The sequence below is a fragment of the Vibrio kanaloae genome, from assembly GCF_024347535.1.
GTDB classification, from domain to species: Bacteria; Pseudomonadota; Gammaproteobacteria; order Enterobacterales; family Vibrionaceae; genus Vibrio; species Vibrio kanaloae.
The window spans coordinates 830,438-850,524 of the sequence record NZ_AP025497.1; the positions used below are offsets into that span (position 1 = coordinate 830,438).

Below are 20,087 nucleotides of genomic sequence, written 5' to 3' on the forward strand. Positions count from 1 at the left end.
AAAAGTATCTATTCGGGGAGGAGTGAGTTATAGCCCTGTATTCGTAATGTTTCTGTATAAATGAAAAGCGTACACACTCTATAATGGGGTGTACGCTTTTTTGTTCCCGAAGCTTCAAGGCATGAACTCAGAAATGGCGTTGCCTGAAATCAATCGGCCAGCTTGCCAGGTATTACAGAGTAAGATTAGAGCTCTGTCATGAATGTGCCAACCGGTTTTATTGGTAGATACTTGGCATAAAATGCTGCGTATGCTGCTTCCGGGTTTAGGTCACTGAATACGTCTGGATACAAGATTTTTGCATAGAACTGAATCAAGGCTCCATCAATGATGGTACGGGAAGCACCGTGGTAAGCTGCGTACATACGATTATTCTTTACTGCAGAAATTGAAGACCAACCGATACGGTTTTTAAATCCTGCTAATCGCTCTTTTGCCAATGCAGACTCTACGCCTTCCCCCATGAGCATTGCGTCATCTGCACTGCCAGATTCATAGCCCGTCATTACAATCACATCTGGGTTTGCAGCAATGATTTGTTCTGGGTTTAATTTGCCCCACCATTCTACAAATGGAGACGAGATGTTGTCACCCCCTGCCATTGTTGCGATAGCGCCCCACATGTTTTTACCAAACGTATAACCAACGTCATCAACACCAGAAGCGCCGAATTCGGTGTAAATTTTTGGCTTATCTAGGTTTGCTTTGGCTAATCGCTCGCCGATCATCTCAATATTTTGTTTATATTCATTGGCAATGATCTCGGCACGCTCTTGCTGACCAGTGATCTCACCAATTAGCTTAGTAGTCTGAACATGACGTTCAACGGTTTGCGCATTGTAATCTACGACAACAACGGCAATACCGGCATTCTTCATACGTTCAACGTCTGATGTCAGAGCTTTGAACTGCCAATCCGCAAGCATCACAACGTCTGGATTCAGACTGATTACCTTCTCCATAGAAAAAGCGTTAGTATCTACGCGACCAATTTCTGGAATATCATCAAGCGATGGTCGATGGGTCACATACGCTTTCCAGCTAGCTGAGCGTGCCTGCCAAATGTACTTTGACATACCTACCACGTTGTCATAGGCCGCTTCTGTGCCGATGGCCATGTAGTCTTCAGGGTAGAACCCCACAACAACTCGCTGAGCTGGCGAATCAAACGTCACCTCACGTCCAAGCACATCGGTTACGGTTGTCACTTCGGCAAATGACAGTGTGCTAATACATGTAGCAGCAAGTGTCAGTATATATTTCAGCATCAACAAGGTTCCTTTTAGATTCAATGTGTGAGACGGCTCCAGATCCGCCTGTGGAGGAGTATATTAATTGTTTTGTTAATGATAATGCAACTAACTATCATTAATGATATTATCGCGCCCCTACCGCGAGTCCTTAGCCCGCCGTGTATCAACAATAAACAAAAACAAACTAGGTAATATGGCGTGCAATCCGAAGTATTAGAACAGCTCATCCAGCAACAGAGAAAAAGTGAAAAACGTCGATTTTTGGTTATCGGTGCTTTCTGTGTACTTATTCTGGCCACCTTTATTCTGGACATTATGACAGGTCCGTCTTTGCTCGATGCGACGAAAGTACTTCACTCTCTGTTCGAGTTCATCGGTTTGCCATACCAAGTCGAGCCGTCTACACAAATTATTGTGACCGAACTAAGACTGCCAATTGCAATAATGGCTATTGTTGTTGGTGGTGCTCTTGGTATGGGAGGAGCAGAGATGCAAACTTTGCTCAATAACACGATGGCGAGCCCTTATACGTTAGGTATGGCGGCCGCGGCTGGTTTTGGCGCCGCAATCACTCTGTATATGGGCTCATTCGGGTTAAGCAGCTACTACGCTGTTCCGCTGGGCGCATTTTTATGTTGTATGTTGTCTGCATGCTTTCTATTCTCGTTAGCGTCTACTCGTCATATTAGTTCCGGGCAACTAATTCTGGCTGGTATTGCCCTTTTGTTCTTGTTTCAATCGCTATTATCTCTGGTTCAGTTTGTTTCTTCGCCCGAACTTAGCCAACAGATTCTGTTCTGGTTGTTCGGTAGCCTGACAAAAGCAACTTGGAACACCGTCGCGATTACGGCTGCTGTTGTTCTTATTGGCGGCGTGTTGTTGCTGAAGGATGCATGGAAGTTGACTGCGCTTCGTTTAGGTGAAGAACGTGCCAAAAGTGTGGGCGTAAATATCACTCGCTTACGCTTCAAAACTTTATTTATTGTCGCGCTTATCACTGCCACGGTGACTAGCTTTGTAGGAATCATCGGCTTTGTTGGCATTGTTGCACCAAATATGGCGAAATCTATGGTGGGCGAAGATCAGCGATTCTATTTACCACTTTCTTTCTTGATTGGAGCTTTCCTGCTTTCTAGCGCATCTGTGCTGTCAAAAACTATTGTTCCGGGCGCACTGTTTCCTATCGGTATCGTAACGGCAATCATTGGTGTGCCGTTCTTCTTCTGGCTGATCTTGGCGAAGAGAGGTTAATCATGTTAGTCGCGAACAAAGTAAACATTAACATTGACACATTAACGCTTGCTAATAACTTTAGCTTCACGCTGGAGCCTGGTCAGGTTACTGCTGTTTTAGGGCCAAATGGCGCTGGTAAAAGCACCTTACTTAAGGCCATTTTTGGTGATGTGAATATGACAAGTGGCTCGGTTTCTCATTACGATGACGAACTCGATACTAAGTTTCTATCATCATGGCGCGCCAAGTTGGGTTACATGCCTCAAGATATTGGTTTACAAGTGAGCTTGAGTGTCATCGAAGTCGTGCTAATGGGGAGATTAGATAGCTTAAGTTTACGCATCGATGACAAGCTTCTTGGTGAAGGGTTACAGATACTCAATAGTATCGGCATGGCGGATTTGGCAAACCGTAATGTGAGTTCTCTCAGCGGCGGTCAACGCCAAATGATCCTTTTCGCTCAAGCGATTATGCGAAATCCTGAGATTATGCTGCTGGATGAACCTGTTAGTGCTTTAGACCTACATCATCAACATGTATTACTCAATCACCTTGTTACCCAAACTCGCGCGAAAAATTATGTGAGTATAATGGTATTGCATGATCTCAACCTTGCAGCTCAATATGCCGATAACCTATTAGTGATAAAACAGGGTGAATTAGTTAGTGTTGGCTCACCAAAAGACGTCTTGACGACAGAGTTAGTCAAAGAGATTTATCAAGTTGAAGCGAAAGTCCATCACGACGAAGACGGCGTCCCATTCATAAGAACCATGAAAGCCAGTTAGTGAAGCTCAGCACTCTGAAATTGATTAAATTTCACTAGATAGACGTCTCTCAAAAGTTATCTAGTCATACTTATGAATATGCGGTGTGTGCAATATACAGCAACGGATTAGCGTCCTAGCCCATTCGTTAACCCCGCATCACCATACTGCTGATGACTCTTTATTTTTTATAACGTAACCTTGGTTAACTTACTCTCTGTTTCCAGCGTAGTGACGGTATTCAAACACCTGACCTTTTTCATTAAACGCATAAACAGAATACTCGTCTTTCTTACCGCCATACTCCATGCCTGGCGAACCTATTGGCATACCTGGAACCGCTAAGCCAATCGCATTGCGTGGTGGGTTTTCTAAAAAGGCTTTCACGTCCTCTGCTGGAATGTGCCCTTCAAATACGTAACCGTCGATCTCTGCCGTATGGCAAGAAGCCAACTCTGGCGTTACTCCTAACTTCTGTTTTATTGGATTCATATCATCGTGGAGTTTCTCTGTCACATCGAACCCAGCATCTCGCATATGTTCAGTCCATTCTGTACAGCAGCCGCAGTAGGGAGACTTATGGTTTAGAACATCAGTCGCGAGAGCCTGTCCTGAAATTGCAGCGAGTGCTGTAAGAGTCATAATTTTACGAATCATGGTTAACCTCATGAATATGGTTTTTGTTGATATTAGAATGTGTGGGTTTAAACAATCTCAGCCTGTTGGCATTGCTCACTACCGTAATTGACGACATCGCCATCGCTGCCCCTGCAACTATAGGGCTAAGCAGAAATCCGAAAAATGGGTAAAGTACACCGGCCGCGATAGGAATACCAAGCGAGTTGTAGATGAAGGCACCAAATAGGTTTTGCTTCATATTTCTTACGGTCGCTTGAGATAGCTCGATCGCGTTGCTTACTGATAATGGTGATGAGTTGAGTAGCGTCATTTGCGCACTTTCAATCGCGACATCACTGCCACTGCCCATTGCGATTCCTATATCTGCTTGAGCAAGAGCAGGTGCATCGTTAATGCCGTCTCCAACCATGGCTACACTCTTATATTGCTGTTGCAGCTGAACAATATGTTGAGCTTTCTGCTCTGGAAGCACTTCCGAGATAACCTCATCAATACCGACGTCTTTACCTATTGCTTGAGCCACAGAGTCGTTGTCACCCGTTAATAGAACAGTGTGAATTCCGGCGGATTTTAGTTGAGCAATGGCCTGTTTGCTATCTATTTTTAATGCGTCTGAAATGCCAAATATGCCTTCCAGTTTTCGGTCAATCACAATGAAAATAGGCGTCCACGCTTGCGAGCGGCAAAGCACGATGAAATCCGCGCCAATCTCTGTATTGATACCTAATTGGGTTAGGTATTTAAGCGAGCCAACTTGCACGTTTTTTCCGTTAATGTTGGCTTGTACTCCAAGGCCGCGGCGGTTCTCAAATTCACTGTGTGGGAGTGCTGATACTTCCAAGTTCTCGGCATACTGGCAAACGGCTTTGGCAAGAGGGTGTTCTGAACCGACTTCAACCGAATAGGCGTAAGCCAGTAACTCTTGCTCCGTTAGATTAGGGTAAAAGGCCTGTTGAACGCTTGGTTTGCCTTGGGTCAATGTGCCTGTTTTATCAAACACAACAGCATCGATTTTGCTGGCTGATTGCAACACATCAGCGTCTTTAATAAGAACGCCAAACTCAGCGGCTTTACCTACGCCGACAGTAATCGAAAGCGGTGTGGCTAGGCCTAAGGCACATGGACAGGCGATAATCAGTACTGTGGTTGATACCACTAACATGTAGCTCGCGCTTGGTTGTGGACCTACAAAAAACCAAATTAAGGAGGCAACAGCTGCTATTGCGACCACAACCGGAACGAAAACGGCAGAGATAGAGTCAGTGAGCTTAGCAATCGCAGGCTTGCTGCTTTGTGCTTGGCGAACCATTTGAATGATTCGAGCCAACATGGTGCTTGAGCCTATGCCGGTCGCTTCAATGATCAGGCTGCCATCACCATTAATGGTGCCCGCAGAAACGCCATCATTAATTGATTTAACGTTGGGTAGTGGTTCACCGGTCAGCATCGACTCATCGATGTAAGACTCGCCCGATACCACAACACCATCAACTGGCACTTTCTCACCCGGTTTGACGCGTACTTGCATGCCTAGCTGAATGGCCTCGACAGCGATGGTTTGTTCTTTGCTATCGACGATAATTACCGCTTTTTGTGGCTGTAAGTTAATCAGTGCTTGTAAAGATTTGGTGGTGCGTGCTTTGGCTTTGGCTTCAATGTAGTGACCCAAAGAAATAAGGCCAACAATCATGGCGCTCGCTTCAAAATAGACATGGCGCGATGGTTCTGGGAACCATGATGGAATTAGCACAACCAGCATTGAGTAGAACCACGCGGCGCCAGTGCCTAAAGCAACTAACGTATCCATCGTTGCGCGTTTGTGCATCAGTGATTGCCAAGCGTTAGTGAAGAAGCTGCGTCCTGAAGTCGCAAGCAATATAAAACAGACGACTCCGACCAATCCCCAAGCTAATTGGTCGTTAAATGTAGCAATGGTCATGCTGCCACCGAACAGGCCCCACGCCATCAGTGGAGCACCGATAACTAGCGCGCTGACTGAGTTTCTGAGGAAGGATCGTTGAGTGTGAAGTTGTTGCTCTTGCTGTTTTTGTTGCTGTGTTGCCGCATCATCTACAAACTCGGCGCCATAACCTGCGGCTTTAACGGACGCTATTAGATCGTTTTCGATGATGTCACGTGTTTTAGAGGTGAAAACTAAGGCTGTCTGTTCTGCTAGGTTGATCTGAGCTTGGTCGACGAACTCGTTCTTTTTCAGTGCTTTTTCGACTGATGAAACACAACTCGCACACGTCATTCCCTCAAGAACAAGGTGATAAATATATTGGCTCGCAACGGGTTCAGTTGACGTCGCTTCTGTAGGCGCTGTTTTTTTATCGTCTTCTGAATCTGAAGTCGATAAAAGCTCACTAGCTTCAGAGTAGGGAGTCGCGTGATAACCCACGCTTTCGATCAGCTCGATAACCTCGGATTCAGAAAGCAGAGTAACTAACGACAATTCATGCTTGCTGACTTCTAGGTTTGAGGCTTGCTCAGTGTGTTCAAGTGCTTGAGTCAGTTTGTTCACGCACTTACCGCAGCTAAGGCCAGATAGCGAAAGGTGCAGTTTATTGCCCATGCTATAACCAAGCGTCGCAAGTTGTTCGTTGACTTGAACGTAACTAGAAGGAGTCGAAATATCGATGTAGGTCGGCGATATATCATTGATCGTCGTATTGTCGAGAACGCCAAACAGTGTGCGGACTTTCTTCGCACAACCCATGCAATTTAGGCCGTTGAGCGCGGTGGTATAATGGTTCATATCGATACTCCAATTCTCATCTACGCTTAACATAAACCTTCCCGTAAGGGTAAGGTCAAACATAAATTAAAGAATTTGATCTTAGCGGTGTATCAGTTGGTGGATTCAATTTTGGAATATGAGAAGGATATAAAATAAGCGCGGTTATAATCTACGGTTTTAGGTGAACGATTTACTACTTTGAAGCGGGGTTTAGCCTTTCTATCATCGCTTTCGTACAACAACAGCACATTAATCATTCACTACTGATTGTAGATTTAAGCGGGGGTGATAAAATAGCGCCCAAAATTTAGTGATATTTGGCTGTTACAAGCTTTGTAATGGATCCCACTAAAAGAATCACCTACATAATCAAGGTATTTAAATGACGGTTAAAACTCGTTTTGCTCCTAGCCCAACTGGCTATCTTCACGTTGGTGGTGCACGTACTGCACTTTACTCTTGGCTATTCGCTAAAAACCAAGGCGGTGAATTCGTTCTACGTATCGAAGACACAGACCTTGAGCGTAACTCTCAAGAAGCGGTTGATGCAATTCTAGAAGGCATGCAATGGATGGGTATGGAATGGGACGAAGGTCCTTACTACCAATCTAAGCGTTTTGACCGTTACAACGAAATGGTTGATAAGCTACTTGCTGAAGACAAAGCATTCAAATGCTATGCATCTAAAGAGACACTAGACGAAATTCGTGCAGAGCAAGAAGAAAACAAAGAGATGGCTCGTTACGATGCGAACCACCCTAAAATTGTTGCAGCAAACGAAGCAGCAAAAGAAGGCGATGCGTGCGTTATCCGTTTCCGTAATCCTAAAGAGGGCAGCGTCGTATTTGATGATCAAATCCGTGGTCGCATTGAAATCGCTAACAGCCAACTTGATGACCTAATCATTCGTCGTACAGACGGCGCTCCTACTTATAACTTCGTCGTGGTAGTGGATGACTGGGATATGGGGATTACACACGTTGTTCGTGGTGAAGACCACATCAACAACACACCTCGTCAAATCAACATCTATGAAGCACTAGGCGCGCCAGTTCCAACGTTCGCTCACTGTGCAATGATTCTAGGTGATGACGGTGCGAAACTTTCTAAGCGTCACGGTGCTGTATCTGTAATGCAATACCGCGACGAAGGTTACCTACCTAATGCGCTAAACAACTACCTAGTTCGTTTAGGCTGGTCTCACGGTGACCAAGAGATCTTCTCTCAAGAAGAGATGATTGAATTCTTCAGCCTAAAAGCAATCAGCAAGTCTGCATCTGCATTCAACACTGACAAGTTACTTTGGTTGAACAACCACTACATTAAGACTTCTGAGCCTGAGTACGTTGCAAAATACCTGCAATGGCACCTAGACGCACAGAAGATCGATACAACAAACGGCCCAGCGATCACTGAAGTGATCAAGCTAGTTGGCGAGCGTTGTAACACACTTATCGAACTTGCTGAGCAATCTCGTTACTTCTACGAAGATTTCTCTGAGTTTGAAGCTGGCGCAGCGAAGAAGCACCTACGTGGTGTTGCTAAAGGCCCACTAGAGCTTGCTCTTGCTAAGGTTGAAGCACTTGAAGATTTCACGACTGCAAACATCAAAGATGGTGTGATTGCAGCAGTATGTGAAGAGCTAGAGATCGGCATGGGTAAAATCGGTATGCCACTTCGCGTAGCAGTAACAGGCGGCGGTCAGTCTCCTTCTGTTGATGCAGTGATGGAGCTTGTTGGTAAAGAGCGCGTCATCGCTCGTATCAAGATGGCTCTTGAGTTCATCGCTGAGCGTGAAGCTAACGCATAATTTAATAAGCGTTTGCTAGATTAAAAAAGGGTCAGTAACTTGGTTACTGACCCTTTTTATTTGTTTGGAGTTTTATCTAGCTAAGCCTAGATTCTTTTGAAGATGATCGAAGTGTTGATTCCGCCAAAAGCAAAGTTGTTACTCATCAGATATTCAACATCCAATTCACGACCTGAACCTGTGATGTAATCAAGCTTGCCGCAGCGTTCGTCGATATTTTCAAGGTTTAAGGTAGGGTTGAACCAACCTGAATGCATCATTTCTAGGCTTAACCAAGCTTCAATCGCCCCACACGCCCCAAGCGTATGACCAAAGTAGCTTTTCAATGAGCTGATTGGCACTTCGCCAAAAATGTTCGCGGTGGCATTACTTTCTGCAATATCACCTTTCTCAGTCGCAGTGCCGTGCGCAGAAACATAACCGATTTTTTCTGCCGGAAGCTGCGCATCTTTCAGTGCTTTTTCCATACAGATTTGCATGGTTTCCATCTGAGGTTGGGTCACATGAGCGGCATCGCAGTTGCTGGCAAAACCGATGATCTCAGCGTAGATCTTTGCGCCACGAGCAACGGCATGTTCATACTCTTCAAGAACAAGCGTGCCGGCACCTTCACCAATAACTAAGCCATCACGCTCGCTGTCGTAAGGGCTAGGGGATTTTTCTGGCGTGTCGTTTTTTAGACTGGTAGCAAAAAGGGTGTCGAAAACGGCAGACTCAGTTGGGCATAGCTCTTCACCACCACCGGCAACCATCACGGTTTGGTAACCGTGTTTGATCGCTTCATAGGCGTAACCTATCGCTTGGCTGCCTGAAGTGCATGCACTGCTAGTGGGAATCACACGGCCGCGCAGACCAAAGAACAGACCTACGTTTACTGCAGCTGTGTGTGGCATCATTTGAACGTAAGTGGTGGCTGTGATTGCTCGGGTCGATTTCTCATTCAGCATCACACCGAACGCGCCAACCGCATCGGTACTGCCCGTTGAAGAACCGTAAGCAATACCTGTTTCGCCGTTGGTTAAGATGTCGTGACCAATCAGCCCTGCTTGCTCCAATGCGTTTTCTGACGCAACGGTGGCTAGGCGAGAGACACGACCCATGCCACGTACTTGCTTACGTTTATAGTGTTTAGGAAGTTGGAAGTCATCAATAGGCGCGGCGAGTTTAGTGTTGAGGCCATCATACTGCTCGAAGCTTGGCATATATTGAGTCGCATTTTTACACGCTTTCAATTTTGGTTCGATGTGCTGCCAATCATTACCAAAGGCAGTAACACCAGACATGCCTGTTACAACAACGCGGCGGGTCATACTAAGCCTCCATTCACTGAAATCACTTGGCGAGTAACATAGCCCGCAATATCTGACATTAGGTAACTGACTAGGCCTGCTACTTCTTCTGGCTCACCCATTCGGCGCAGTGGTACTTGAGGAAGCGCGTGATCTTTCACGTGCTCATCAACCATTCCGGTATCAATTAAGCCAGGAGCGACACAGTTTACCGTGATCTTACGTTTTGCTAGCTCTAAAGCCAGAGACTTAGTCGCGCCAATCACGCCCGCTTTTGCTGCGGCATAGTTGGTTTGACCGCGATTACCCATGATGCCGGATACCGACGCCAGAGTAACGATTCGACCGCCTTTGCGTTTTTGAACCATTGGCATCACGCACGGGTGAAGTACGTTGTAGAAGCTGTCGAGGTTGGTATGGATCACGCCATCCCACTCTTCTTCCGTCATCGCAGGGAATGCGGTGTCACGAGTAATACCCGCATTGTTCACCACACCATAGTAAGCGCCGTGCTCAGCAATATCTGACTCAAGCGTTTCGCGACATTCGCTGCGGTTGCTGATATCAAATTGGAGCAGACGCCCCGTGCCACCCATTTCGGTGATCGACTGCAGCGTCTCTTCAGCACCTTGTTTGTCACCCATGTAATGAACGGCGATTTCAAATCCGTCTTTCGCGAGTTGAATAGCGATCGCTTTACCAATGCCTTTGCTGGCTCCTGTGACTAAAACCTGACGGGTCATGATGGGCTCCTAGTTTTCATTTCTTGTAATTTTTGTTCGGTCGGAACATAGACGTTGAGTTGGCATTGAGCCACTAACTTGCCTTGGTCTTCAACTCTGGCAGTAAACACGGCCATGCCATTGTCTTCCATCAGTTGCTCGGCGTAGATATCAAGGGTCTGATCTTGAGTAAACTCATCACACAGTGACTTGTAACGGCGAGAACCGAGTAAGAATCCGATTGGGGGAGTGGTGCCGTTTTTAAGTGCGTGATATCCAGACCATGCCGCGACAGACTGCGCCATAAATTCGATACCCACAAAAGCCGGTACGGTTTGAGATTCAGCATTAAAGAACAGATTATGAGCTCCAATATCGACCTGACAGTGAATCGACAACGCCTCTACGCTGATAGCACGATCGATTAAAATCATCGGATCATCGTGTGGAAGAAGTTGCTCTACAGAAGGGAGTTCAGTCATTTACTACACCAAAGATCAGGCTAATGTTGTTGCCACCAAAAGCGAACGAGTTGCTTAAGATGTTCTTTACTTTAAGTTTCTGGGTACAGTTTACCAAATCAATCTCAATATCTTCAGCTTTATCCTGACATTTTTGTAAGGGAAGCGGTAAGTCATATTTTAAAATATGCCATGCAATTGCCGCCTCAATCGCACTTGCAGCTCCTAGAGTATGCCCGGTAAGCGGCTTGGTTGAGCTAACGGGAACCTTGTTTGCAAAAATACGATGGATGGCTTTGCTTTCCATTGAATCATTGAGTGGCGTTGCGGTGCCATGGGCATTGATATAACCGATGTCCTCTGCTTGTAACTGTGCAGAATCTAACGCTTTTCTCATCGCTTGCTCGGCGCCGTTGCCTTCTGGATGAGGAGCTGAAATATGGTGTGCGTCAGAGCTGTCACCGCAGCCTAATAAGGCTATGCTCGACATGTCTTGTGCTGCATTAACACCGGCTAACTTTGTTTTGCTGAGCAACATAAACGCCGCTGCTTCGCCGATATTGATACCATCACGAGAGGCGCTAAATGGCTTACAATGTTTGGTAGAAAGAGCTTCAAGGCCATGGAAACCATTGAGCGTCAGCCTACACAGTGTATCCACACCACCCACTAACACAGCATCAGCCATTCCAGAATCTAACAAACGTTGAGCGGTAAGAAAAACACGGCCGCTTGATGAGCATGCGGTCGAGATCGCGTAGCTTGGCCCGGTTAATGAGCAGTATTGGCTAACGAACTCGGAAGTGTTCCCTAGCTCTTGTTTTGAGTAGTGGTAATGATCGGGAAAAGAACCTTGATCGAGTTTGTGCTTAAAAGCAGCCTCACCGTCCGAAATTCCCGAAGTACTGGTGCCGATAACCACTGCAATTCTATCTGCGCCAAATTGTGATTTTGCTTGCACGATAGAATCTTGGATTTGATTTAGAGCTGATAACGCCAGTTGATTGTTGCGAGTGGCGTATCGTGTAAGATCTGAAGGAATCGGTGGCAGTTCATCCGCGATTTGACCAACGACAGTATGTTTACCATCGTTCAGCATATCGCTGACTTCAATCATGTTTGATTCGCGCGTATCTTTGAGGCAGCCATGAATGTCAGCAACGCTTGAGCCTAATGCGGAGTGGAAACCACAGTCTTGGATATAAATAGGCATAGTATTCAGCTCTTACTTGGGTTATCGACAATCGTTGAGTTCAACGTTTGTATGGTGATGGTGTAGCCTTGAATCAAATGCTTGAAAACAATGTCTCCAGATGTCTTTGGTTCGCCAACTTTTGCTTGGTATTCAATACGAATGATGGCTTGTTGGTCGTCGTCAAACACGGTTCTTGTATTGTCAGTATCGACTAGATGCCAACCTATGGTTTGTAAAGGTTGCGCCCATGCGTCTGCTGGCCATAAGGTCAGCATTAAATTAAAAAGCACCTGTTCGGGTTGCGGTAAAGTCGCGCCAAGGCCAGATAGAACTTGTGTGTCGATCACTTGATTCTGGTATTGCAGCGATAAGATTCGCGTTCCCCAAGAGGAAAAACCCGCTAGCACGACTTTATCTGGTGTGACTTCGACTTGAACAGGAAGCTGCTGTGTGTCGGTTTCCCACGTGGCGCTAATCAACTGACTGGCCGTGAGGGAGTACCCCAGTTCAGCTGGCAATGGCAGTGCTAGCTCGGTGTCATTGTTGATCGACACACTGGCACCACTCGGTTGCTGAGAAACCATCGAGCAGGCAGTGAGTAAAATACCCATTAGTGTGGCGAAGGTTACCTTTAACGTCTTATTCATCTAAAAGCCTCTCGAGAGGTTGGTCGTTCTACGTTTTTGCTATTGTTGATCGCGAGTGGCGAAAGTAGCCACGCGACAAAGATCCCTGTCAGAACAGTAACACCGAAGCTATGAATGGCATGAGTCTGACTTAGTGACAATAAGCCAAATGAAAGCAACGTCGTGAGACCTGATAGGGTAATCGCTAATAAGGTGCTTAGTGATTTTTTCTGCTCAGCAAAGAACAGGGTATAGTCGATACCAATCCCTAAGATTAGAATCAGTCCAAGCAGGTTAAACAAATTCAGTGTCGAGCCTAAAATACCCGTAACCGCTAAGCCTGCCACGCCTGCAATCAATGACGGCAACAGCATTAACAGGCTTTGCTTCACACCATAACGCCAACCTAAAACCATTCCAATAGCGGCTAACGCTATCAATAATAACTCGGTGATTTTGACTCTGTATTCCGCAAAGAGAGCGGAGATTTCATCGGCTTTATTAAGGTATTTAACACCTTGTTGCTGAGCAAAGCTTGAATAGAGCCATTGAGAAAACAGTGCTGAGTTCGTGACGTCTTTGATCAAAATGACTGACGCCGCTTGCCCGTCGATCGGCTTTAACCAAAGTGGTCGAACGGGTTCTGACACCGGTGACTCCAAAAATCCAGATACCGTGATGGGGTCGAATTTTGGTAATTGTGGAAAAGTAGACCAACCTAGCGTCTTTTGTAATATATGGCTTTGTTGGCGATAGAGTTGTTCAACTAGCTGATAGTTGTCATGTTGTTCTTGTTCGCTTAGCAACTGTTGATTGATGCTGCGATACCCAGAGATAGCTTGGCTATCGACTAGAGAATCTAAGCTTGTGGTGATTTCTGCCAGTTTTTTGAGTAGCTTTTGGTCGCTCTTGGCAGTCACCAAAAGCATATTTTGACCACTGCCTAATCCTGAGATTTCCGTAATGGCTTGCTCTTGCTGTTTGAGTTGCTCTGGCATCGCCTGAAGTTGGCGAATATCGTCGTCGTAGCGAATTTGACTGAGTGACATCAGGCTCAAGACAGTCAGAGTTAACGGTAAGCCAATTCTAAACTTTTGGTTGCTCCAGAGACTCAACCAAGTATGCCAAAGCGTCGACAAAGGAAGAGGGCGTTCTTGGCTTGGTTTTGCCGCTAAAACGGGATACCAACACACCACACTGGCGTAAGCTGCGATCAGTCCAATCGACGAAAACAGAGCAAGTTGCTGCAATCCTGGGAAAGGCGCGACCAACAAACCTAAGTAGCCAATCAAACTGGTGATCAGACCCAAGGTGATCGCAATGAAAATGTGCTTCAAGCCTTTGTCACTTTGCCATTTACTTCCAGCTGCCAAGCGGTCAGTCAGGTAGTGAAAGGAGTAATCGATCGATACGCCAATCAAGCTAGCACCGAACACCAAACTAAACAGATGAACTTTACCGAAGATAGCGACGGTGCTTGCCAGCGCAACCAATAACCCAGTACTGATTGATAGCAAAGATAAGGCAAGTGGTAGGGCACTACGAAACGTCAGCCACACCAATAAAATAACACCGGCCAAAGAGCCCAAACCAATGGTACTGATTTCTGATTTCGCACTTTCGGTACCGTAATTGGCGTAGAACACCACACCGGTATGCTGCACTTTGACGCCAAACTGCTTTTCGACTTCGCGCTCAATTGAATCAAGATCGGGAATTTGCTCTTGAATGGCCAAGCTATAAGGTGACCCCGCCAGAGTCGCCGTGACCAAAATATGAGTTTGGTCATTAGATTGAGCGGTGAGGTAGCCCCCTTTCAGAACAAAGTTACTTGATTGAACGCCAACTGCGCTGATGTAGTCGCGAAATAGTAGAAATGGATCCATCGACAGTTCGGCTGCAGTGACGCCTGAGAACGGATTGTACAGAGACTGAATGACGTATTGAGCTCGTGAATCAGGCGAGTGGGTCAGCGTCTCTTTTTGTTGTTGAGTCAGTAGTTGAGCACGGTGACGAAAGTAGAAATCGCTCCATTGGCTTTGGGTGTTGGCGCTGATTTTGCCTTGAACTTGCTGAAACAGAGTTGGCTGGCTTGAGAGGGTTCTTTGGTTGAGTTTTTTTTCAAAAACGTCAGTCGCTGTCATGGCTTGGTCGATGTCGGGGGCGCTGATGATAAACACCACTTGCTCGCTCATCGAGCTGGATATCTGCTGAAAGGCTTGCTCTACCATTGGGTCTTGCTGGTTTTCTGGTAGTAACTTTAGAATATTGCTTTCAATCGGTACCGACGAAGAAAAAGCGAACTGTTTGATCAACAGTCCGCTAAAAAGCACCACGATAACCAGCCAAACAAGGGCAAGGCTAGAGTTGGAATTGTTGCGCTTCAGCATCTGATAATACTTCCGGTAGATGGCTTAACTGACTAAATTCGATCACCGTGCTGTCTCCACGAATCTCTCTCAGTTCAATGCGTTCAATATCATTTTGACCTTGCAGAGTAATGGCTTCAAATACCGCGTTCATCGGAGCACTTTTAGGCTTTAGAGTGAGTGTCCAAGATTTATTCTCTGTATTTTCATCAGAGCTTGTGACAGTTGCTGGCTCAAAATCGAGTGCGAACTGTTCTTGAAGTTTTTGCGTGTCCCCATGAAACACCGATAAGAATATATGGCTGAAATAAAACGCCATTGGGTTTTCTTTATCGGTAATGATCTTAGCGGGTTGATCGGCAAACCTTTGACTCAGTTTGTTATCGGTTAGCACCAAGCGAACAGGAAAGGGGGTAGTTTGTGTCCAAAGCAAACCATTCGACTTGTCTAACAGGAAAGCACCTTGTGATGTTAGAGGCTGGGCGAACATTTCCATGTTGCGCGTTTGGGTGAACTCACCACGCACTATGTTGTTTGCGCTTAATACTGTCTGCAGGTCTGTAATAGAACCAACCATAGCTGTACTTTCATTAGCAATAACAAAACTACTCGCCATCATTGAGGCAAGCCCTAGTAGTGCGATGCTGATGTGTTTGCGACTGCGTTTAAACAGACTCATGTTTCACCTGCTGCTGTGTGTTAGATACTTGAGGTTGGTCTGATTGTTGGTCGCTTGGTTGCTTCTCAGTTGTTTGGGGTAAGTCGCCAAATTGATGCCAGTGCTCGACTTTATCTGTAAACACTTTCGGTGAAGCGAAGCACATCTCTTGTTCTTCAATAGTCACCGCAACCTGCATTGTGTGGGCGCGTGTCATACGAGCGCCCGTGTTGACATCGTGAATTTCGTAGTCAACACGCAGGCGGTTTTCCCATTCAGTCAACTTAGCCGATACCTTGATCTGATGATTGAACGGTATCGCCTTAATGTACTTTACACGCGTGTCGATGATCGGCCACATGTAGCCTGAATCCTTCATCTCATGATAGTTGTACTCAATCTTATCCATCATGATGCGCCTAACTTCTTCAAAAAACCGGAAGTAGTTGCCGTGATAGATCACGCCCATTGGGTCGGCATCTTGGAATGAGGTAATCAGAGTCACCTCAGATTGTAATGGATGAAGGATTTCAGACATAAATCGCTCTCAACAATATTGCGTAAAGGGTTGGCTACTTTATGAGGTTAGCTACTCTATGAGTAAAGTGACCAGTGCTGACTTTGAATACGAGCAATGAAGTGGCGTAGATCGCCTTCAAGTGGTCGATCTTCAACGATAAATTCAAACTCTTTAAGTACTTCGTCGCGAATGTGCTTTAGGTTTTCACTCATATGGTGCTCATCAAGCTCATTGTGACGCTTACGAAGTTCAAGTGCTTGTGTACCCGCCAGAAGTGATGCTGCCGCTACTTGTTCAGTCAGTTCAAGAACGCGTAAGCAGTCACGAGCTGCGATGGTGCCCATACTGACTTTGTCTTGGTTGTGGCACTCTGTTGAACGAGAGAACACGCTTGCTGGCATGGTGTGTTTCAATGCTTCTGCTGTCCAAGCTGAAACGCCAATCTGTACCGCTTTGAAACCGTGGTTGATTGGTTTACGTTCGCCTTCAGCACCGGTTAGGTTAAATGGCAGTCCGTTGTTGAACTTGTAATCCATCAACTGTGCCATTTGGCGATCAAGTAGGTCTGCAAGGTTGGCTACCGCTGTTTTTAGTGTATCCATTGCCATTGCGATATGGCCACCGTAGAAGTGTCCACCGTGCAGTACGCGCTCATTGTCGCCATCGATAATTGGGTTATCGTTAGCGCTGTTTAATTCGTTCTCAATCATTTGGCGTAGCCAAGGCAGAGAGTCTTGAACGACACCGATAACGTGCGGTGCACAACGGAGTGAGTAACGATCTTGTAAGCGATCACTGTTACGTGGCGGGCGATCGGCTTGTAAGTCATCACGTAGCCATGCAGCAACTTGCTGTTGACCCGGATGTGGCTTGACTGCAAACAGTGCTTCATCGAAATGGAAATCGTTGCCTTGCATACCAACAGACACCATTGCGGTGATCTTAGTCGACAGCTGAGCTAGGTATTCTGCACGTTTGTAGGCGATACAAGCCAAAGCCGTCATTACTGACGTGCCATTCATCAATGCTAAGCCTTCTTTTGGCTTAAGCTTGATAGGGTTAATCCCTAGCTCTTTGTAGACGTCACTAGTAGGGCGAACTTCGCCTTTGTAGATAACATCGCGCTCACCAATCAGTGCAGCCGCTAAGTAAGACAGCGGCGTTAAATCGCCACTGGCGCCAACCGATCCTTCTTGAGGAATACGCGGTGAGATATCTTGGTTGATCAGAGTAACGATCTGGTTGAGCAAATCGTGTGTCACACCAGATACACCTTGTGACAATGAACAAAGGCGCGTTGCTAATACTGCACGAGATTGTTCGTGAGACAGTATTTCGCCTAAACCACAGCCGTGAAAGCGCGTTAGATGCAGTGGTAATTCATCAACAAGGTTTGGCGGAATCGCAACGGTACATGAGTCACCGTAGCCCGTTGTCACACCATAGATCACGCCTTCTTCTTTCAATAGGCGTTCTAAGAAAGCGACACCACGGTCGATCTTAGATGTGAATGCTTCACTTGAGTTCATCGAGGCTTTTGCGCCTTGTGAGATAGCGACAACATCCTCAATCGTGAGGCGTTCGGCACCAAAGGTGATGCTATTTGGATTCTTTTTCGTCATGGTGCTTGCTCAATGTCCAAAAATTAAAAAAGTTGTACCACTGAAGCGGTGCTTTCAGTGTGTAGTGCTCAAGTCGGTCTGCGTATTTTTGCACGACTTGCTGTAAAGATTGTTCGCGAGTTTTTCTGGGTAGTTCTATCTTGTCGCTAAAATGCTCGAAATAGACATTAAAATGTGGCTTAGATTGTGAGTCATCACGTAGCCCAAACAATAAAAATACTGGCGCTTTGAGAACCGAGGCTAACATAAATGGCCCTTGAGGGAAGGGCGCTTTCTTACCCAAGAACTCAGCCCATACTGAACGGCTCTCTTTGCTGGTGGAGGTTCTATCGCCAACAATCACAATCCACTCACCTTGTTCCAGTTTCTGTTGCAACAAGATAGCAGTATCAGGCCCCATTGAAGTTACCTGAATCAGGTTCAAATCAGACTGCGGGTTGACCGCTTTCATCACCGAATTAAAACGCTCAGCGTGCTCGGTAAAAACCAAGGCATTGATTTTGATGTTTGAGTGTCTGCGACCCAAAGCTCGACACAGTTCGATGTTGCCAAGATGAGAACCTAGGATTAGCACACCTTGCTTATTTGCCACCATGCTCTCAAATTGTTCTTGACCATGAATAGTCAGGTTATCCGCCGAGAAATCCCCTTTCCATGCAGCCAACTTGTCTAGCATGGTATGGCCAAACGAGAGCAGATGGTTATAACTGGTTAATTCCGCTGGTAACTCAATATTCTGTTGTTCAGCGTATGCCTTAAGCTGAAATAGGTACTGTTCTGAGGCGTTTCGTGCTCGTTTGCCCGTTAGATGGTAGTAACGCATCACACCGCGTAAAATCAGATTAAATACGCCTCGGCCTAACAGGGTATAAACGGCCAATAACAGTTTGATTCCCAGCACAGTGCCGCGTTCTTGAGTACGTGACCAATGGGGTTGTTCTGAACCTATTTGTTCGGAATTTACCTGTCTTGAATCTGCCGAGGAACCTTGGCTATTTTCAGCCGATAGCTTCTTCGCTGAGTCCGACTTGAAATGACGCGCGATCAGTTTTGGTGCTCTTGGCAGCATGCCGAAGAACAGTCGTGTGTGCATCCAACTGATTTTTACGTTGTCCCACAGTGCATCGAAATGAGAGATGCCGTTTTCAGGATAGATGACTCGTGTTTCAACGAAGTCGATGTCGCAGCCTTCCCAATACAGGCGAACCAGAATCTCGATATCGAAGTCCATTCGAGATCCAACATCGTATTTGCTGAGCACTGCTTGTGTCTGGTTGACCGGATACGCTCTAAAGCCACACATGCTGTCTTTAATTGATAGAGATAGGGTTTCTATCCATACCCAAATGTGTGTCGCGTAGCGCCCGTAGAGCCTTGCCTTGGGCACGCTGTCATCGTAGATAGGCTGACCTGATATCAAGCGCATCGGCTTGGCTTGCGAAGCTTGGATTAATGCGGGTAGTGCTTCAAGGTCGTGTTGGCCGTCTGCATCAATCTGAATAGCGTGGCTAAAGCCGAGCTCTTGTGCTCGTTTGATGCCCGCTTTTACTGCGCCGCCTTTGCCTTGGTTCTGCTCAAGTGTTACCAAAGTCACGCTTGGGCTATCGGCAAGTGGAGTCAGAAACTGTTTGGTCTCGAGTTCACTGCCATCATCAACAATAATGATCGGAAGTTTGAAATTAAGAAGTGATGAGACCACCGAGGGCATGGTTGCGCCGTGGTTAAAGCACGGAATTAGGAAGCAAGCCTTGTAGTTGCTTTCTTCAAGTGCGTGTTGAGAAACAGCCTCAGCGCTATTCACTTTTCTCTCCCAGCTTCATTTTGCCTGAAGAGTGAGTCTGTTCGCCATTGTTCGACGTGTAACTAAAGCTCAATTTATCTTTGTCAGCATCCCACTTGAGTGACAGCTGAATGGTCGAGTCGGGCAGGATCGGCTCTTGGAACTTGATGACTTCCATGCCTTTAAAGAAACCAGGGACGTTTAGCTCTTGGACAGCGTAGTGAAGTGCCCAATCAATTTGCGTGACGCCGGGGAGAATAGGAAAGCGTTTGAAGTGTCCCTTAAAATCGGTGATGTCTGCGCTAACATTGAGTGTCAGGGTCGATTCATTCTCTACCGTGTCTACAGCAATGATGTTTGGTTTTCTTTTATCCATAGGGCGTGCTTAGAATCCTTGGGCAAA

17 protein-coding genes are annotated in these 20,087 nt (G+C 46.2%); 3 read left to right on the forward strand and 14 right to left on the reverse strand.

Annotated features, from left to right (window positions below):
• Positions 1-185: 185 nt before the first annotated feature.
• Positions 186-1,268, reverse strand: a complete 1,083-nt coding sequence (locus tag OCV24_RS04030) for an ABC transporter substrate-binding protein (RefSeq protein WP_150879276.1) — start codon at positions 1,266-1,268, stop codon at positions 186-188.
• A 183-nt stretch (positions 1,269-1,451) separates the two neighbouring features.
• Between OCV24_RS04030 and OCV24_RS04035 the strand changes: the two genes are divergently transcribed.
• The gene (locus OCV24_RS04035) at positions 1,452-2,504 is read left to right on the forward strand and encodes a FecCD family ABC transporter permease (RefSeq protein WP_017056816.1); all 1,053 of its coding nucleotides are present in this window, start codon (positions 1,452-1,454) and stop codon (positions 2,502-2,504) included.
• Positions 2,505-2,506: 2 nt separating this feature from the next.
• The gene (locus OCV24_RS04040; RefSeq protein WP_017056817.1) at positions 2,507-3,274 is read left to right on the forward strand and encodes an ABC transporter ATP-binding protein; all 768 of its coding nucleotides are present in this window, start codon (positions 2,507-2,509) and stop codon (positions 3,272-3,274) included.
• Positions 3,275-3,463: 189 nt separating this feature from the next.
• On the opposite strand, the gene OCV24_RS04045 is transcribed toward OCV24_RS04040, so the two are convergent.
• Both OCV24_RS04045 and OCV24_RS04050 read right to left on the reverse strand, forming a co-directional pair.
• Positions 3,464-3,910 carry a DUF411 domain-containing protein gene (locus OCV24_RS04045; protein WP_017056818.1) on the reverse strand — a complete coding sequence of 149 codons (447 nt, stop codon included), beginning with the start codon at positions 3,908-3,910 and terminating at the stop codon, positions 3,464-3,466.
• Positions 3,900-6,713, reverse strand: coding sequence for a copper-translocating P-type ATPase (locus tag OCV24_RS04050; protein WP_150879277.1), 2,814 nt, complete (start codon positions 6,711-6,713; stop codon positions 3,900-3,902). The genes OCV24_RS04045 and OCV24_RS04050 overlap by 11 nt, the downstream gene beginning before the upstream one ends.
• A gap of 301 nt (positions 6,714-7,014) precedes the next feature.
• On the opposite strand from OCV24_RS04050, the gene gltX reads away from it, so the two are divergent.
• Positions 7,015-8,442 (forward strand): glutamate--tRNA ligase, encoded by a 1,428-nt coding sequence (gene gltX / locus OCV24_RS04055; RefSeq protein ID WP_017056821.1) that lies wholly within the window; start codon positions 7,015-7,017, stop codon positions 8,440-8,442.
• A gap of 86 nt (positions 8,443-8,528) precedes the next feature.
• On the opposite strand, the gene OCV24_RS04060 is transcribed toward gltX, so the two are convergent.
• From OCV24_RS04060 to OCV24_RS04110, 11 genes are read right to left on the reverse strand one after another with little or no spacing between them, the layout of a single operon-like run.
• A complete protein-coding gene (locus OCV24_RS04060) occupies positions 8,529-9,752 on the reverse strand; it encodes a beta-ketoacyl-ACP synthase (RefSeq protein WP_017056822.1) in 1,224 nt (407 codons plus the stop codon).
• Positions 9,749-10,474, reverse strand: coding sequence for a 3-ketoacyl-ACP reductase FabG2 (locus OCV24_RS04065; protein WP_017056823.1), 726 nt, complete (start codon positions 10,472-10,474; stop codon positions 9,749-9,751). Before OCV24_RS04065 ends, OCV24_RS04060 begins: the two co-directional genes overlap by 4 nt.
• Positions 10,471-10,935 (reverse strand): hotdog family protein, encoded by a 465-nt coding sequence (locus OCV24_RS04070; RefSeq protein WP_150879278.1) that lies wholly within the window; start codon positions 10,933-10,935, stop codon positions 10,471-10,473. Before OCV24_RS04070 ends, OCV24_RS04065 begins: the two co-directional genes overlap by 4 nt.
• A complete protein-coding gene (locus tag OCV24_RS04075; RefSeq protein ID WP_150879279.1) occupies positions 10,928-12,127 on the reverse strand; it encodes a beta-ketoacyl-[acyl-carrier-protein] synthase family protein in 1,200 nt (399 codons plus the stop codon). Before OCV24_RS04075 ends, OCV24_RS04070 begins: the two co-directional genes overlap by 8 nt.
• Positions 12,128-12,132: 5 nt before the next feature.
• On the reverse strand, positions 12,133-12,756 hold the full coding sequence (locus tag OCV24_RS04080; RefSeq protein ID WP_146442906.1) for a DUF3261 domain-containing protein: 624 nt from the start codon (positions 12,754-12,756) through the stop codon (positions 12,133-12,135).
• Positions 12,753-15,125 (reverse strand): MMPL family transporter, encoded by a 2,373-nt coding sequence (locus OCV24_RS04085; protein ID WP_150879280.1) that lies wholly within the window; start codon positions 15,123-15,125, stop codon positions 12,753-12,755. The genes OCV24_RS04080 and OCV24_RS04085 overlap by 4 nt, the downstream gene beginning before the upstream one ends.
• Positions 15,097-15,783: a LolA family protein gene (locus OCV24_RS04090; RefSeq protein WP_077680049.1), complete on the reverse strand. Its 687-nt coding sequence runs from the start codon at positions 15,781-15,783 to the stop codon at positions 15,097-15,099. The genes OCV24_RS04085 and OCV24_RS04090 overlap by 29 nt, the downstream gene beginning before the upstream one ends.
• Positions 15,770-16,300, reverse strand: a complete 531-nt coding sequence (locus tag OCV24_RS04095) for an acyl-CoA thioesterase (protein WP_150879282.1) — start codon at positions 16,298-16,300, stop codon at positions 15,770-15,772. Before OCV24_RS04095 ends, OCV24_RS04090 begins: the two co-directional genes overlap by 14 nt.
• Positions 16,301-16,356: 56 nt before the next feature.
• Positions 16,357-17,904, reverse strand: a complete 1,548-nt coding sequence (locus OCV24_RS04100) for an HAL/PAL/TAL family ammonia-lyase (RefSeq protein WP_065104919.1) — start codon at positions 17,902-17,904, stop codon at positions 16,357-16,359.
• A complete protein-coding gene (locus tag OCV24_RS04105; RefSeq protein WP_077680051.1) occupies positions 17,882-19,705 on the reverse strand; it encodes a glycosyltransferase family 2 protein in 1,824 nt (607 codons plus the stop codon). The genes OCV24_RS04100 and OCV24_RS04105 overlap by 23 nt, the downstream gene beginning before the upstream one ends.
• A complete protein-coding gene (locus tag OCV24_RS04110) occupies positions 19,698-20,060 on the reverse strand; it encodes an ApeI family dehydratase (RefSeq protein ID WP_136998431.1) in 363 nt (120 codons plus the stop codon). The genes OCV24_RS04105 and OCV24_RS04110 overlap by 8 nt, the downstream gene beginning before the upstream one ends.
• Positions 20,061-20,087: the final 27 nt, after the last annotated feature.